Consider the following 14,809-nt stretch of genomic DNA (forward strand, 5'->3'; position numbering starts at 1 on the left):
GGTCCTGTTGTTCCATCCCCAGCCCCAACAGCACTTCCACCACTTACACCAAAAGTGTTATCACTAGCTGATGCAACTGGAGAAGTAAAAGATCTTAGCGTAGAAGATATCGATCAAAACGAAAAGATAGTTACAGATAGTACTGACTCTCAAGTAGCAATAACTAAAACCAATCATAAAGATACCATAGCTATAGATCAAGTCACTAACAGTAATAGCCAAACAGTGGCAAATATTTCATTCGTAGGTGGCAGAGATGCGGGAATTGTAAGCGGAGATGGTGTAAGCTTATCTCCTGTTGGTTTTGCTGAGGGAGGGCATATTTGTAATATAAATGCTCATATAGCAAGCAGAAATGTTGCAACTTCAGTAGGGGCCGCATCAGCTAGTGATAACACTTTTGGTGTAAGTGGTGGAAGTGCTGTTGGGGCTGGGGATGGAACAACAGGACCTGCTTTACCAGCAGGAAGTATAAAAATTCCATTGTCGGCGTATACAGGAGAAGATATATCATCAGGATTATTAACTTCATTCCACTCTTCTATACCTCATGGATATCATGTATATAGACATACTGATGGTAGAGATTATCTAACTCCTGATGATCCTACTACTCCTAGTGCATTCCAACACAAAGACGGTTGGTATGTAAGTAACGATGGCAACCTTGCTATCGGTCAAGATAATGCTAAAGACCTAGCGGTAACTAGTACAAATAAATCTTCAGACTATCCAGATGATAACTCTGTAGCTAAGATAGTAGATCCTAGCCAAAATTTAAAAGTATTTGGCTCAGACACTCCTAACAACATAACAGTAGACAATACAAAGATAACATCTGTACATAGTGGAGTTGGAAAAGATAATATTGATGCTAAGAATGGGGCTGAATTAGTAGAAATTTTTGGTGGTTCTGGAAATGATGGTATAACCGTAAATAACTCTACGGTAAGTGGACGAGCTGCTAAAGATTATAAGGGTAATGATATCAAAGAGGCTATCGTAGGCGGCGAGGGCGATGATACGATCTCTGTACAAAACCAATCTAACGTAAGAGGTAATATTTCTGGAGATCAAGGTAGCAATACTATTACTGTAGAGAGTGGCTCTAAAGTAGCTGGCTGGGTTTACGGCGCAAATGCTAAAACCGCCGACATGTATAACGAAACTGGAAAAAACACTATAGTAGTCACAGGAAAAAATACCGAGGTATCTCGAGTCGGCGATGTGAGCTCGGGCGATTCTACGATAATGGTCACCGATAAGGCTAAGGTAAAATCTGTGCACGGTGATAAAGGTGTCGATACTATAATGGTAGATAACGCCACTGTGGCCGAAAAGATCGAGGGTGGACACGGCGATGATAAAATTTACGTTAGAAACGGCGCTAGAGTAGAAGGCTACGTTACTGGAGATCTAGATAACGATACTATAAATATCAATGGCAATGCAAAAGTTCAAGGTGGCTTCATTGGTGCAGGTGCTGGAACTGATGATAAAATAAACATAAGTGGTAATGCCGAAGTAAGCAGTGCGTTTTTAAAACTAGGTGCTTCTTCGTATAACAACGGTAAAACAACTGATAAAACTACCCTAAATGTGACCGAAGACGCTGTGATAGATGGTGTAACTATCTTGTCTGGTGAGTCTTTGGGTAAGCAGGTTATGAATTTCCACCAAAATGGTGAAGCAAAAGTTAGACAAATTGCTGGCAGCAATAATAAAGATGTTATAGACATTGCTGGAAATTTGACTGTGGCTGAAACAATAGATGGCAACGGTGGAAATGATGAGATAAATATACATGATGGAGCCACAGCAAAATTTAAAGCAAATATGGGTAATGGAAACGATACTTTAACAGTAAACAATGCCACACTTAAAAATTCTACTGTTAATATGGGTGAGGGTGTTGACACTTTAACAATAGAAAATGCTATGCTTAAAGATTCTGTTGTTGATATGTATAATGGTACCGACAAGATAAACATAAATTCTGGAGCAAAATTAGAAAAGGCTTCTATAAACGCTGGTGCCGGAGAAGATATTATAAAGATTAATGATGGTAAAACAGATGTTGCAGATCGTATAACATTTGAAGGATCTTCTTTGGATACCGGAGCTGATAGAGATATAGTAGAAATCACAAATACTATGTTCAAGAAGGCTAGTAACAGTGATCTGTCTAATCTAAATACTGGTGACGGTGACGATATAATTAAAATAAAAGATGGCACTATATTCCAAGATTTTTCTCATATAGCTGCTGGAAATGGTGCGGATACTATAACTCTAGAAAGTGGAGCTAAATTTAATCAAGCTAATGTATATGCAGATGCTGGCGACGATATAATAAATGTTAACGGAGCAGAATTTAAAGATGCCGGCATACATGGTGGAGCAGGAGACGATAGAATTTTCGTTAACTCTGGAAAATTTGATAACGCTAGTATAGAAGGTGGAGCTGGTAACGATACAATTGTCATCGGAAAAGGCAATAACATGTCTAGTACAACAATCAATGGCGGAGCTGGCAAAGATACATTGGTAGTTAATGATGATAGTACTATTAATTTTAGTAAGGTTAGTGGTATTGAAAAGATTCAGCTAGGTGGTCATGCCGATGAAAATGGAAATATAATCAACGATAATGCTACACTTAGTCTAACGGCAGATAATGTTAAGGATATTTTACGCAATAGCGATGATAGTATCCTAAAAATAGACGGTGATAGTGGAGATAGACTTAACCTTACTGGTGGTGGATGGAGTGGTGGTCATCCAAGCTCTAACGATGGTTATACCATTTATAGCAATGGCACAACCACAATTGAAGTTCAAGACCAAGTACACGTATTTTAATGTTTAGCTAACTAATCCCAAAGGAATTTTCCTTTGGGATATCCTTTATCTCGCTAAAATTTATAATTACTCTAGACTTAAAACCAAAATAAGATCAGGAAATAAATCTATCAAGCCAAAAGAGTTGCTAAGATAGTGCCGTTAGAGATAAGTTTGATAAAAATTCGGAGATAAATAAAAGCCAAGTGATTTAAAATTAGCGAGCAAGAGCTTTTTAAAACCCACACTCGCTATAAAATTTCTATTTTCCCTCTGGATCTAGACCGTTTAGGATATAGTTAACTTCATTGTCATTTAAATCATAGTGCAAAAATTCTTTATAAAATTTCTTTGTTTCAGTAGCTATGTCGATATCTTTAAAAAGCTCAGGATGCAGGGTCTTAGCCACCCATAAAATTTGCAAAGCTCCCTCGGCTCCGTATCTATCCCAGCTAAAAACGCCGGTAGGATTTACGTAAACTTTTTTATTTTTTACAGCGTTAGTATCTGCGTAGATAGGGTTTTCATATATTTTTTTCAAAATTTCTGGAGCTTTGGCTCTGCCTATGATGATAACATCTGGATTTATATTTGGGATCTCTTCTGCGTTTAGTTCAAGCATATTTCCAGCTTTTTGTACTGCATTTACTCCGCCTGCGACTCTTATCCACTCGTCTATGATCGTATTTGTGCCATCAACCTTGAATAAATTTTTGCCGTCGGCTATGTGAAGTACTTTTGGTTTATTGTATGATGGCGCGATCTTGCCTATTTCGTTTTGTACTCTTTTAAGGTTGCCGTCAAAATACTCGTTAAATTTCTCCGCGATCTTCGGTGCGTCGCCTCCTATGACCTCAGCCATTATAGATACGCTCTTTTTCATATCTGCATGATTGGTAAATGACGGATAAAGCACGGTAAAGCCGTTTTTAGTTAGTTCTTCTTTGTTCTTTTTATCGGCGGCTATGACGATGTCCGGGCTTAGTTTGATTAGCTCTTCTACCTGTAAATCTTTGCCGCTTACGCCGTTTGGGATGCTTGAAATTCTAGGATAAACGTGCGCAAACCATTTGTTGTTTTTGATAAGATCGGTAGTCGCTACTATCTTGTCCGCGCCGCCTAGCATTAATATGATTTGATTGTTCGCATACCAAAGCGTGGCGATCTTTTCAACATTTTGAGGGACTTTGACTATATTGCCAGATATGTCTTTGACCTCTCTAAGCTCAGCTGCATTAAGCAAAAGGCTTGCAAACAGCACCACTAAAGCCATGAAAAAATTTTTCATTTTTTCTCCTTGTGTTAAATATATATTTTTATATATAAGTGCTAATGCTATATGTTATCGCCTTAATAAACAATATCCTTACAATATAAATTTCTAATTTAGAGCTTTAAAATTTATGAGCGAATGTGGATTTTTGTCTATTATTGATAGATTAAATTTGTAGTAATGGCTCCCCTTCTTGCACTGGGCAAAAAAGGGAGAAAAGAGAGATTATTTCTCAAAAGCTTTTTGCAAGCTAAATGGAAATGCTTGATAGCCCATAGCATTTGTCATCTTTATCTCGATGCTAGGCTCTTTTGCGCCCCACTCAAACTCATCGATGTGTGGGCTAGGAAGTCCTACTGGGCGACCTTTTGCGATGTCAAACTGCATGCCAGCAACGGCTGAATAGACCATCACGCTATCAAGGTCATCTTGATACTGCGTAAGGCTAGTAACCGAGCTATACCACTCTTTGCCACGCTCTTTGCCGTACTCCCAAATTTGCTCAACAGTCTTTTTCTTTTCATCGATCTTATAAACGACCGCGCGAGAGTACTTCATGCCAGCGATGGCTGGTTGCTCCATGCCCCTTGTGTCGCCGTTGTCAAAGACGCTTAGATAAATTTCGCCTTTTTTAGACTTGCTATCTATCCTAAATGCTGTGTGTTGCGTCCATTGCCAGTCAAAGCCACCTTTGTCGTTCTCGTATCCTGGGCATTTTGAGTACTCATCTTCGCAGACGATCTTATTGCCCTTGCTATCAACTGGCTGAAGAAGTTTGTCTTTAAATTTATCGCTCCAGCCCTTGTGAGCACCCATGATCCATTTTACTTGTTTATCGCGGCCGATCTTGATGACTGCGTCTTGGTGGCGGCTTGAGATGATGATACTATCATCGCTTGGGTCATAATCCACGCTATTTACGTGCGCCCAGTTGCGTCCAGGACCTGCTCCAACTATATCGCCCCATTTATCATGCTTATCCATAGACTGAAGCTCATCAGAGCTTGCTGTGTGGCCTGCTTTTTTAGCGTCTATGTTTAAGCAAACTGCGCCTTGATCAAGCGTTTTTAGCACGATATCGCGGTAAGGATCAAGAATTTCATAAAGTCTAAAGTCATCAACTACGTTGCCGTCCCTATCGACCTCGACGATGACGTCGCGCACTGTTCTTACGTTTTTGCCATCAGCCCTTTTGTAGTCGGCATTTGCCACGCGCAAGAAGTAGTGTCCGTTTTGTGCTACGTCCATCGAGTGAGAGAAGTCGTTGTAGCTAGCTGGTAGCTCGCGGTTAAAAATTTCTCTACCCATGATGTCGTATTTTGCGTATCTTTGTCCATATCCCCAAGTCATCGCGCCGTCATCATTTTGCTTAAAGCCCATCATGACGCCAGCGTGAAATGGCTGTTTTAGATCATAAATTTTGCTTGGCTCAAGGTACCATCTAACCTCACCTTTTGTGTCAAGGATGAAGTTATTTGGGCTGTAGTTCCACTCGATCGCACCGCCAGCTGGGTTGTTCCAAACGACTTTCGTGCCCTTGCCAGTTTTATTTACAAAGTTATTTACGTAGTAGAGGCGGTTAGCAAATTTAGCGCTCGCAGGCTTAGTAACCTCGATCTTGTCAAATAGTGCGCCCTTTTGATTTGGCGTGCCTGAGCTTTCTAGGTAGATAGCCGGGGCGTAAATTTTATAGCTCTCTTTTATGTGTTCGGTCTTGCCTTTGTAGCTCTTGTCGTACTCGACTTCAACGGTGTTTTGATAGTAAGGATACATGCCAAAAACAGGTATTCCGCCATGTGTGCGAAGATGCTTATCAGCCACTTTGTAGCTTATCACCTGACCGCCTTGTTTTGGCACGATAGTGACCTTAGCGTTGCTTAGTGTGTAGCCGCCATTTTTGATGACTGCTGTAAGTGGGGCAGTATCATATGGATTTACCACTACTTCGCCTATTTGCCCAGTGATAGCATAGTCTAGTTTAGCCCCACTTGGACCGCCTATCGCAAAAGCGCTTGAGCAAAGTACAGAAGCTAGCGCAACACAACTCAAAGTCTTTTTCATAACATCTCCTTTGGATAAATTTTATAAACTCTACTCATAAAGCTTATAAAATTTAGAAAAAGCCTTGGAACGCCCAAGGCTTAAAATAGGTAAAAGGAGTAATAAAAAATATTGCGTCCTTCGTAATTGTAATAAAACCTTATAACATAAAAATCACGATAAACTTTATAATGGCTTAAAATCTAAATTTATATTAAAAATTTTTGCCTTTTTGGACATTAAGCTAGCATTTACGCTTTAGCACTTATAATCAGCCCCAAACAATGGAGCAAAAATTATGACACTAACTTACAATGCAAAGAAAATTTATGAAATTTGGTTTGAATCAAAAAGTGAGCTTGAAGAGAGCAATGCTAGCTTTTTAGAGGATTATTTAAATTTTTTAGGCGATATTAGTGAAGTGATAAATATTGATGAAAAAACAAGACTTTCGGTTATCATCGCCTCTCTTTGCGTGAGTAAAGGTGCGAAAAGCTCATTTAAAAGCTTCGTTAGGGCAGCTTTAAATGTAGGCATATCAGCAAAAGAGATAAGAGAAATTTTATATCAAGCAGTACCTTATGCTGGGCTTGGCAAAGTAGAAGATTATATATTTTTAGCTTATGAAATTTTTAATGAGCGCTACATAGAGCTTGAAAATATGCCTAAAAAATCAAGAGAAGGCAGAGGTGAACGAGGCCTCGAGATACAAAGAAAACTTTTCCCAGCGGTTGATAAATTTATCGCATCAATGCCAAATGATCAAAAACATATAATGGAGTTTTTATCACAAAACTGCTTTGGCGATTTTTATGCAAGAGATGGGCTTAGTTTAGAGCTTAGGGAGCTTTTGACATTTGTCTACATCACGACTCTTGGCTTTGCAAAGCCACAGCTTTTAGGGCATATTGCTGCAAATTTTGGCATCGGCAACGATAGAGCTAAGCTAATAAGCGTTGTTACGACACTTATACCATTTATAGGCTATCCAAGTGCTTTAAACGCATTATCAGCAATAAATGAGATAAGTTCTAGTAAAAATTAAATTTTTAATCAATGCAATATCTTATAAATTTCAGCCAAAATTTATTCTAGCGTTAAATTTGCGGTTGAGCTTGGTTGTAGAATAACTCAAAATAAATCATCTAAAGGAGATTATTATGAGTTTTCTATCTAAATTTAGCAAGGCCATCTTTGCCGTTGCGGTGGCTGGAGCGATCAGTGCTAGTGCATTTAGCGAGGGCGAGGACTACGTCAAGCTTGAAAAGCCACTAAGTGTGGGACAAAATACGCTAGTTAAAATTTTTAGCTACGCTTGCCCATTTTGTTACAAGTACGACAAGAGCGTCACTCCAAAGGTAGTTGAGAAAATCCCTGGACTAAAATATGAGCCATTTCACCTAAAGACAAAGGGCGATTACGGCGAGGTTGCGAGCAAGGTTTTTGCCGTGCTTATCGTTATGGACGAGGCAAAAGGTGTTAACTTATTTGATGAAAATTCGCTATTTAAAAAGGCTAAATTTGCCTACTACAAGGCTTATCACGACAAAAAAGAGCGCTGGAGCGATGGCAAAGACGCTGAGGGTTTTTTAAAGACTGGACTTGAGGCTGCTGGCGTTAGTAAGGCTGATTATGAAAAAGAGCTAGCTAATCCAAAAGTGACTGAGCTACTTAAAAAGTGGGATGAGAGCTATGACGTGGCTAAAATTCAAGGCGTGCCAGCATTTGTCGTAAATGGCAAATATCTCATCATGACAAAATCAATCAGCTCGCTTGACGGCATGGCAGCACTCATCGAAGAGCTTCTTAAAAAATAAGGCGTCACATGAGCTTTTTTAAAAAAATGGCTAAATTTCAAGACTCACGCATCTCTTGGGCGATCTTAGTATTTGTAAGCGTTGCACTTGTCGTTATCGCGCACTCGCTCTTTCAAAACTACGCCTATATGCCTCCTTGCGAGCAGTGTGTCTATATACGTTTTGCATTTTTATGTATGGCACTTGGCGGCGTGATCGCTATGATAAATCCTAAAAATTTACTATTTGCTCTAATTGGCTACGTCTTTGCCTTTTGGGGAGCGGTACAGGGCATAATGTATAGCGTAAAGCTAGCCAAAATCCACGATGCGGTGCATGGTGATGATCCTTTTGGCGTGCAGGGCTGCTCGACCGAGCCACACTATCCAATTGGTTTGCCGCTTGAGAAGTGGGTGCCTGAGTGGTTTATGCCAACAGGTGACTGCGGATATGACAGTCCTATGGTGCCTGATGGCGTGGTGCTAAGTGATTTGCAAAAGAGCATAGTTGATCTTTATGCGGACGGCTGGTATCTTGTGCCATCATCTAAATTTATGTCGATGGCTGATTGTACGCTACTTGGATTTAGTGTTTGTTTTGTAGTGCTTGCGCTTATGCTCGTTTCAAAGTTTTTATCCTTTTTAAAATGAATTTAGTTAGCCCAAATTTGGGCTAACTTAGGATATACTGCACGCATGGGTATTAATTTAAAATCACAAAATATTAAAATCTACGCCATCATCTTGCTTGCTAGCCTTTTTGTGATACTTCTTGGGCTAAATATTTACAGCAATGCAAAAGAGAAAATCATAGAGCTATCTGATAAAAATAACATAGCAGTTAGCAAAAATATCGTAAATAACTTTCAAATTTGGCTTGATGAACGTATAAATTCACTCATTCGTGCGTCAAAATTTATACAAAATGCAGGCATCGTAGATGACGATGAAAAGATAGCCGGCTTTATAAAGCTCTTTAAGCAAAACGCGAAAGAATTTGATCTAATGCAGCTTTTAAGGGATGATGGAGAAATTTTTGTAGACGGAGAGAAAATTTTAGAAGAAGTTATGCCAAAGAGTGAAAGAGCAGGGCTTATCTGGTATGTTGAGACAAAAAATACAAATGCCCCAAGCGTAAATTTCATGCAAAAACATAAAATTTTAAAAGGCTCAACTCTAAATTTATGCGTTCCAGTCACAAAACAATCGAAATTTAAAGCAGCACTTTGTGGCGTCGTGCGTATAGAAAATATCTTTAACAGCATTAAAAACTTTAGCCTTGCGCCAAATTCTTACTCATTTTTGGTGACTCATAGCGGTGAAATTTTAACATCGATACCTGATCTTACTTTAAAAAAAGAGATCGAGGAGAAATTTAAAGAGTTGTTTTTAAAAGATGAAGACATTACAAGCTTAAAAATAGGACAAAATTTAATCCAAGTAGCTGAGATACCAACGATAAATTGGTTCATAGGAGCTGGCACAAATAACGAAGAAGAAATTTCAGCTTTAACAAAAGAAGCTTTAAAGAATGCTCTAAGCTTGCTCTTTGCCTTCGTTGCGCTCACATTTTTGGCAAATATCCTTCATAATTTTATGTATAACAAGATAAAAAAGATACAAGATGAGTATGAAACATTGCTAACTCATAGAGCCAAAATGAGTGAGGCTGGCGAGCTAATAAGTGGTATCAATCATCAATTCATTCAACCTGTAAATTCGCTAAAACTAATGCTAAGCTCTTGCATAATGTTAAAAAAGGAAGGTAAATTAAGCGATGAGGAGCTAATAAATTTACTTGAAAAAGGGCAAAGCTCGGTCAAACTTCTTTCAAGTACTATTGAAATTTTTAGAAATTTTTACAAAAGCGCTGAAAATGTGAGCGAATTTGAGGTGCAAACAAGCGTTAAAAACCTAATAACTCTCATGCACACAGAGCTAAGTCGTGCAAATGTTAGTGTAAAATTTAGCGGCTTTAACGAACAAAAAGTTCGTCAGATAGAAAACATAATCCAACAAATTTTACTAATCCTAATACACAACGCAAAAGACTCACTTGTCGAAAGCTACAAAGATGAGCCACTAAAGCGTATCATCGAGATAAAATTTAGAAGCTTTGAAGATAAGTGCTACATCGGAGTTTATGACAATGGAAATGGCGTAAGCGAGCAAATGAGCGAGAAAATTTTTACATGGCTAAATACCACCAAAAAGCAAGGAAATGGCATAGGACTTTATTTTGCTAAAAAGCTAGCGCAAGAAAAGCTAAATGGTGATGTAAGACTCGTAAATAACGCAAAGCCAACGGTATTTGAGCTAAGTTTTGATATAAATTTAAAGGACTAAAATGCAAGAAGTCTTAGAAATTTTAAAAAAGACGTCCGTCTTGGTAGTTGAAGATGACGATATGGCAAGAGAGCTTATTATTAGTGGGCTTAAACCTTATTGCGAGCAGGTAATCGGTGCTTGCAATGGACAAGATGGTGTGGAGAAATTTAAAAAGCAAGGTTTTGATATCGTGATGAGCGATATTCACATGCCAGTGCTTAATGGCTTTGAGATGATGAATGAGATGAAGCGCACAAAACCGCATCAAAAATTTATCGTCTTTACCTCTTATGATAGCGATGAAAATTTGATAAAAAGCATGGAAGAAGGGGCGATGCTCTTTTTGAAAAAGCCTATTGATATGAAGGATCTTAGGGCAATGCTTATTAGTTTAAGTTTTGAACGAGATGAAAAGCTAGTTTATTTAAGCGATGAGGTGAGTATAAATTTAAAAAGAGAGAAAATTTATAAAAACGGCATTGAAATTTATCTTAGCTTTTTGCAAAATAAGATATTTTGGCTCTTTGCTTATAATCTAAATAAGCTAGTTACTTATGAGATGATAGAAGAATTTGTCTATGAGAGCGATGTTAGCAAGGCGGCCATCCAAAATGTGATACTTCGTCTAAAGCGTGAGCTTGGTGTGAAATTTAAAAATATCAGCGAGAGTGGATATATTTTAATCACAAAATCTGAATGATTTGGAATTATCGCCACCTTGTACCATAGTACAATATACAAAAGTAATTAAATATACTAAAATACCGACAAATAAAAATAAGGAATAAAGATGGCAGCAGTAGCTGGTATAGTTAAAAGTGTTTCATCTGATGTTATAGCGATAGACCAAAATGATCATGTAAGAGTTTTAGACGTAAATGATAAAGTATATATCGGAGAGGCTATAAAGGGCGAGAGCGAAAGCTCAAGCATTACAATCACTGCAAATGATGGACAAGATATATCAATAAACGGATACGATACTCTTTGGCTAGACAGTAGCGTAGTAAGCGATGATATTGGTGAGTCTAGTATAGATACTGACGCATTGTTTAAAGCACTTCTTGGCAATGATTATGTATCGATTTTAGATCATATAAATGAAAAAGTAGATGATATTCTTAGTGCAACCAATTTAGAACAAGAAGAGCTAAGTGATGAGGCTAGCGTAAATATTAGTTTTAATGAAATAGATCCAAATTTAATAAATGAGCATGGATTAAGAGAAGATGATCTTTTAGCTAAAATGAATGAACATAAAGAGAGTGATAAGCAGATAGATCCTGGCTTTGAGCATACAAATCTTAATGCAACTACGATATATATAGATATTGATAACGACTTAAATAAACTTTCATAAATTTGAGCTTTTTGCTCAAATTTCTTCTGTTTTAAAAAACTCAAATTTATCTAATATCCTCTATAATAAGCCAAAAACTTCAAAGGAAAACGATGAAAAAAATTCTAATCATCGCAGGCTCTTGTAATAGTGGCACAGCTGGGCTTCAAGCAGATATAAAAACATGTGCTAGGCTTAATTGTTATAGTGCAACAGCGGTAACTTCTTTGGTCGCTGAGACTACGGACGCTGTAAAGAGTGTAGTTTGCTTAGAGCCTAGTTTTGTCAAAGATCAGCTTTGTACGCTTGCAGAAGAATTTAGCTTTGATGCGATTAAGATAGGCATGTTATTTAGTGAAGAGATTATGGATGTGGTGCGTGAGTTTTTACTAACTCAAAACACCAAAGTAGTGCTTGATCCAGTTTGTGTCTCAAAAAGCGGACACAAGCTTATAAAAGATAGTGCGGTGGCAAAACTAAAAGAGCTAATGAGCTTAGCAACGGTAACTACTCCAAATTTAGATGAGGCAAATGTGCTTTTTGGTGATGATTATAAAGATTTGCCTTGTGACGTCATCGTAAAAAAACATATCAGCGAAGATAGCAGCATAGACACACTTTATAAAAAGGATGGCTCGCTAAGAAATTTTAAGACCCCACTTGTTAATCCGCTTGTAATGAGTGGAACTGGTTGTAGCTTCTCAACTGCACTTGCTTGCTTTTTAGCAAAGGGCAAGAGCTTAGAGGAGTCTATACAACTTTCAAAAGAGTATATTTGCTCTATTATAAAAGAGAGCATAGATACAAAACTTGGTAAAAATCGCCTACTTTGGCATGGAGCGAAGTAAAATTTACCTCTCTAATCTTTGCACGGCAGCTGAGTGAGTGATGATGTCGTGCAGATTTAGTTTATCTTTTCTAAAGAAACAAAGGCAAAGTCCAAGTATGCTAAAGCCAGCAAAGGCAAAGCAAATTTGGCGCAAGATGGTGTGAAAAAAGCTTAGTTTTCTGCCAGTTTTTAGGTTTATCAGATAAATTTCTTGTGCTTTGTAGCCTGGGGTTTGTGCTTTTATGCTAAAAAAAAAGCACATTATAAGTGAGATTAGGCTATTTGCACCAAAAATGGCAATTTGGTTGTGCAAAAATGCCTCTTTGCCATTAAGCACAAGATATGTTGTCGCATAAAATATCGGCATACCGATGATAAAAAGATCGATGATAAAGGCCTTTGCTCTAGCCCAAATAGGTGCGATTTTTGCCTTTTGCTTTGCCAACTCAATTTCCTGTATTTATGTAGATACGGCTAAATTTCTCCCAGTCATATAGATAGACTAGGTTGTCACTCTCGCCGCTATCATGCGTGACGCAGAGCATAGTAGAGGCACGTGAGACCTTGCACCAGTGATTATAGAAATCAAGTTTTTTGATATCGCTTTCTAGTACACCAAAACAGCCTATATATTCATAAATGCTAAGATCAAAAAAGCTCTTATTTTCGGCCCTTAGCAAGCATTTTTTGCTATTTTCTTGCATTAAATTAGCTCTACGCCTTTGCCATTTACTACTTCGCCGATCACGTAGCCATCGCTACTAGCTAGGACAGCGTCAACGTTTTCTTTAGGCACAACTAATATCATGCCAACGCCCATGTTAAAGGTTCTCATCATCTCGCTATCTTCTACTTTTTGAGCGATGATTTTAAAAATTTCAGGCGTTTTTATAACGCTTTTTTGTACTTTTGCACCAAGTCCAGCAGGGAATACGCGAGGCAAGTTTTCAACTATGCCACCACCTGTTATATGCGCCATTGCTGTGATCTTGTCTTTTAAACTTAAAAAGTCGCTCACATAAATTCTTGTTGGCTCAAGAAGCACGTCGATGAGCGCTCTATCGCCCACTTTTTCGTCAAATTTTAGCCCAAGCTCGCTTACTACTTTTCTTGCAAGTGAAAAGCCATTTGAGTGTAGACCACTGCTAGGAAGCGCGACTAAAACGTCACCTGCTTTTACAAATTTGCTTCTATCGATCTCGTCAGCCTCAGCGATACCCACGGCAAATCCAGCAAGATCGAAGTCGCCTTTTTCATACATCGATGGCATCTCGGCCGTCTCACCGCCAATAAGTGCGCATTGTGCCTTTTTGCAGCCATTTGCGATGCTTTTCACCACCTCTTTGGCGCTTTCTATCTCAAGCTTTGCTGTCGCGTAGTAATCTAGGAAAAAGAGTGGTGTAGCGAAGTTACAGATGAGGTCATTTACGCACATTGCGACTAGATCCTCGCCAACGCCGTCAAATTCCTTAGCATCAATAGCTAAGCGAAGCTTTGTGCCGACGCCATCAGTCGCACCTAAAATGGCAGGATTTTTATATCCGCTCGGTAACCTGACCGCTCCTGAAAATGACCCAATACCACCTATAACATTTGGTGTTTGCGTAGATTTTACGAAAGGCTTTATCGCCTCAACAAAGCTATTTCCAGCATCTATATCCACTCCAGCATCTTTATAGCTTATCATCTTTGCCCTTTTTTGTAATTTTCTAAAACTTTAGCCAAAAGTTGCTAAAATTGTCATCAATTTTCAAAAATGGAGCGAGTTTGCAGAAATTTCCAAACGCTTATGTTATCACGGGCTCGATCGCTAGCGGTAAAAGCACGGCTATAAATTTGCTAAAAGAACGAGGCTTTAGCGTGATTGATGCGGACGTGATCGCTCATGAGCAGCTTGAAATTTGTAAATGTGAGATAGTGGAATTTTTTGGAGAGCAAATTTTAGACGAAGCTGGCAAGATCGATCGTCAAAAACTTGGTGCCATTGTTTTTAATGATCCAAAAAAATTAAAAATTTTAGAGCAAATTTTGCATCCAAAGATAAAGGAAGAAATTTTATCTCGTGCTACGAAGCTTGAGTGCTTGGGGCAGGTTTATTTTGTCGATATCCCTTTATTTTTTGAAAAAGAGGATCGCTACGCTGAGTTTAAAAATGTTGCAGTGATTTACGCACCAAAAGAGCTTTTGCTAAGCCGCTTAATGAACCGAAATGGCCTAAGTTTAGAAGAAGCAAAAGTAAAAGTGGAGCTTCAGATGGATATCGAGCAAAAGCGAAAAAAGGCAAATTTCATCATAGATAACAGTGGTGATAAAGAAAATTTAGAGCAAGAACTAGATAAATTTCTAAGGCAAATTTGCGGCTGA

13 protein-coding genes and 1 pseudogene are annotated in these 14,809 nt (G+C 38.4%); 9 read left to right on the top strand and 5 right to left on the bottom strand.

The window, feature by feature from the left end; translation table 11 throughout:
• Nucleotides 1-2,862 (top strand): annotated as a pseudogene (locus tag F3H01_RS08170) (hypothetical protein); the annotation flags it as partial.
• Nucleotides 2,863-3,103: 241 nt separating this feature from the next.
• On the opposite strand, the gene F3H01_RS08175 reads toward F3H01_RS08170, so the two are convergent.
• Nucleotides 3,104-4,129 carry an ABC transporter substrate-binding protein gene (locus F3H01_RS08175; RefSeq protein WP_149725441.1) on the bottom strand — a complete coding sequence of 342 codons (1,026 nt, stop codon included), beginning with the start codon at nucleotides 4,127-4,129 and terminating at the stop codon, nucleotides 3,104-3,106.
• A 210-nt stretch (nucleotides 4,130-4,339) separates the two neighbouring features.
• On the bottom strand, nucleotides 4,340-6,175 hold the full coding sequence (locus tag F3H01_RS08180; protein ID WP_149725442.1) for an aryl-sulfate sulfotransferase: 1,836 nt from the start codon (nucleotides 6,173-6,175) through the stop codon (nucleotides 4,340-4,342).
• A 277-nt stretch (nucleotides 6,176-6,452) separates the two neighbouring features.
• On the opposite strand from F3H01_RS08180, the gene F3H01_RS08185 reads away from it, so the two are divergent.
• The 7 genes from F3H01_RS08185 (at nucleotide 6,453) to F3H01_RS08215 (ending at nucleotide 12,464) form a co-directional block, all read left to right on the top strand.
• The gene (locus F3H01_RS08185; protein WP_149725443.1) at nucleotides 6,453-7,199 is read left to right on the top strand and encodes a carboxymuconolactone decarboxylase family protein; all 747 of its coding nucleotides are present in this window, start codon (nucleotides 6,453-6,455) and stop codon (nucleotides 7,197-7,199) included.
• Nucleotides 7,200-7,314: 115 nt separating this feature from the next.
• Entirely contained in the window at nucleotides 7,315-7,971 is a 657-nt protein-coding gene (locus tag F3H01_RS08190; protein ID WP_149725444.1) for a thiol:disulfide interchange protein DsbA/DsbL, read from the top strand.
• 8 nt (nucleotides 7,972-7,979) lie between these two features.
• Nucleotides 7,980-8,600, top strand: coding sequence for a protein-disulfide oxidoreductase DsbI (gene dsbI, locus F3H01_RS08195; protein WP_149725445.1), 621 nt, complete (start codon nucleotides 7,980-7,982; stop codon nucleotides 8,598-8,600).
• A 45-nt stretch (nucleotides 8,601-8,645) separates the two neighbouring features.
• Nucleotides 8,646-10,295 carry a sensor histidine kinase gene (locus tag F3H01_RS08200; protein ID WP_149725446.1) on the top strand — a complete coding sequence of 550 codons (1,650 nt, stop codon included), beginning with the start codon at nucleotides 8,646-8,648 and terminating at the stop codon, nucleotides 10,293-10,295.
• A 1-nt stretch (nucleotide 10,296) separates the two neighbouring features.
• On the top strand, nucleotides 10,297-10,977 hold the full coding sequence (locus F3H01_RS08205) for a response regulator transcription factor (protein ID WP_021090255.1): 681 nt from the start codon (nucleotides 10,297-10,299) through the stop codon (nucleotides 10,975-10,977).
• A gap of 90 nt (nucleotides 10,978-11,067) precedes the next feature.
• Nucleotides 11,068-11,637, top strand: a complete 570-nt coding sequence (locus F3H01_RS08210) for a hypothetical protein (protein ID WP_149725447.1) — start codon at nucleotides 11,068-11,070, stop codon at nucleotides 11,635-11,637.
• Nucleotides 11,638-11,729: 92 nt separating this feature from the next.
• Entirely contained in the window at nucleotides 11,730-12,464 is a 735-nt protein-coding gene (locus F3H01_RS08215) for a hydroxymethylpyrimidine/phosphomethylpyrimidine kinase (RefSeq protein ID WP_149725448.1), read from the top strand.
• 3 nt (nucleotides 12,465-12,467) lie between these two features.
• On the opposite strand, the gene F3H01_RS08220 is transcribed toward F3H01_RS08215, so the two are convergent.
• From F3H01_RS08220 to purM, 3 genes are read right to left on the bottom strand one after another with little or no spacing between them, the layout of a single operon-like run.
• A complete protein-coding gene (locus tag F3H01_RS08220) occupies nucleotides 12,468-12,890 on the bottom strand; it encodes an RDD family protein (RefSeq protein WP_149725449.1) in 423 nt (140 codons plus the stop codon).
• 1 nt (nucleotide 12,891) lies between these two features.
• Nucleotides 12,892-13,149: a hypothetical protein gene (locus F3H01_RS08225; protein ID WP_149725450.1), complete on the bottom strand. Its 258-nt coding sequence runs from the start codon at nucleotides 13,147-13,149 to the stop codon at nucleotides 12,892-12,894.
• Nucleotides 13,149-14,132 carry a phosphoribosylformylglycinamidine cyclo-ligase gene (gene purM / locus F3H01_RS08230; RefSeq protein ID WP_149725451.1) on the bottom strand — a complete coding sequence of 328 codons (984 nt, stop codon included), beginning with the start codon at nucleotides 14,130-14,132 and terminating at the stop codon, nucleotides 13,149-13,151. Before purM ends, F3H01_RS08225 begins: the two co-directional genes overlap by 1 nt.
• Before the next feature lie 80 nt (nucleotides 14,133-14,212).
• Between purM and coaE the strand changes: the two genes are divergently transcribed.
• Nucleotides 14,213-14,809: a dephospho-CoA kinase gene (gene coaE, locus F3H01_RS08235; protein ID WP_149725452.1), complete on the top strand. Its 597-nt coding sequence runs from the start codon at nucleotides 14,213-14,215 to the stop codon at nucleotides 14,807-14,809.

The organism is Campylobacter concisus (assembly GCF_902460875.1).
GTDB lineage: Bacteria > Campylobacterota > Campylobacteria > Campylobacterales > Campylobacteraceae > Campylobacter_A > Campylobacter_A concisus_AA.

Bases quoted from the DNA above. Each gene is read 5' to 3' on its own strand.
- F3H01_RS08175 (WP_149725441.1), bottom strand. From the start codon at position 4,129: ATGAAAAATTTTTTCATGGCTTTAGTGGTGCTGTTTGCAAGCCTTTTG.
- dsbI (WP_149725445.1), top strand. From the start codon at position 7,980: ATGAGCTTTTTTAAAAAAATGGCTAAATTTCAAGACTCACGCATCTCT.
- F3H01_RS08190 (WP_149725444.1), top strand. From the start codon at position 7,315: ATGAGTTTTCTATCTAAATTTAGCAAGGCCATCTTTGCCGTTGCGGTG.
- F3H01_RS08185 (WP_149725443.1), top strand. From the start codon at position 6,453: ATGACACTAACTTACAATGCAAAGAAAATTTATGAAATTTGGTTTGAA.
- F3H01_RS08205 (WP_021090255.1), top strand. From the start codon at position 10,297: ATGCAAGAAGTCTTAGAAATTTTAAAAAAGACGTCCGTCTTGGTAGTT.
- F3H01_RS08200 (WP_149725446.1), top strand. From the start codon at position 8,646: ATGGGTATTAATTTAAAATCACAAAATATTAAAATCTACGCCATCATC.
- F3H01_RS08225 (WP_149725450.1), bottom strand. From the start codon at position 13,149: ATGCAAGAAAATAGCAAAAAATGCTTGCTAAGGGCCGAAAATAAGAGC.
- F3H01_RS08180 (WP_149725442.1), bottom strand. From the start codon at position 6,175: ATGAAAAAGACTTTGAGTTGTGTTGCGCTAGCTTCTGTACTTTGCTCA.
- F3H01_RS08210 (WP_149725447.1), top strand. From the start codon at position 11,068: ATGGCAGCAGTAGCTGGTATAGTTAAAAGTGTTTCATCTGATGTTATA.
- F3H01_RS08215 (WP_149725448.1), top strand. From the start codon at position 11,730: ATGAAAAAAATTCTAATCATCGCAGGCTCTTGTAATAGTGGCACAGCT.
- purM (WP_149725451.1), bottom strand. From the start codon at position 14,132: ATGATAAGCTATAAAGATGCTGGAGTGGATATAGATGCTGGAAATAGC.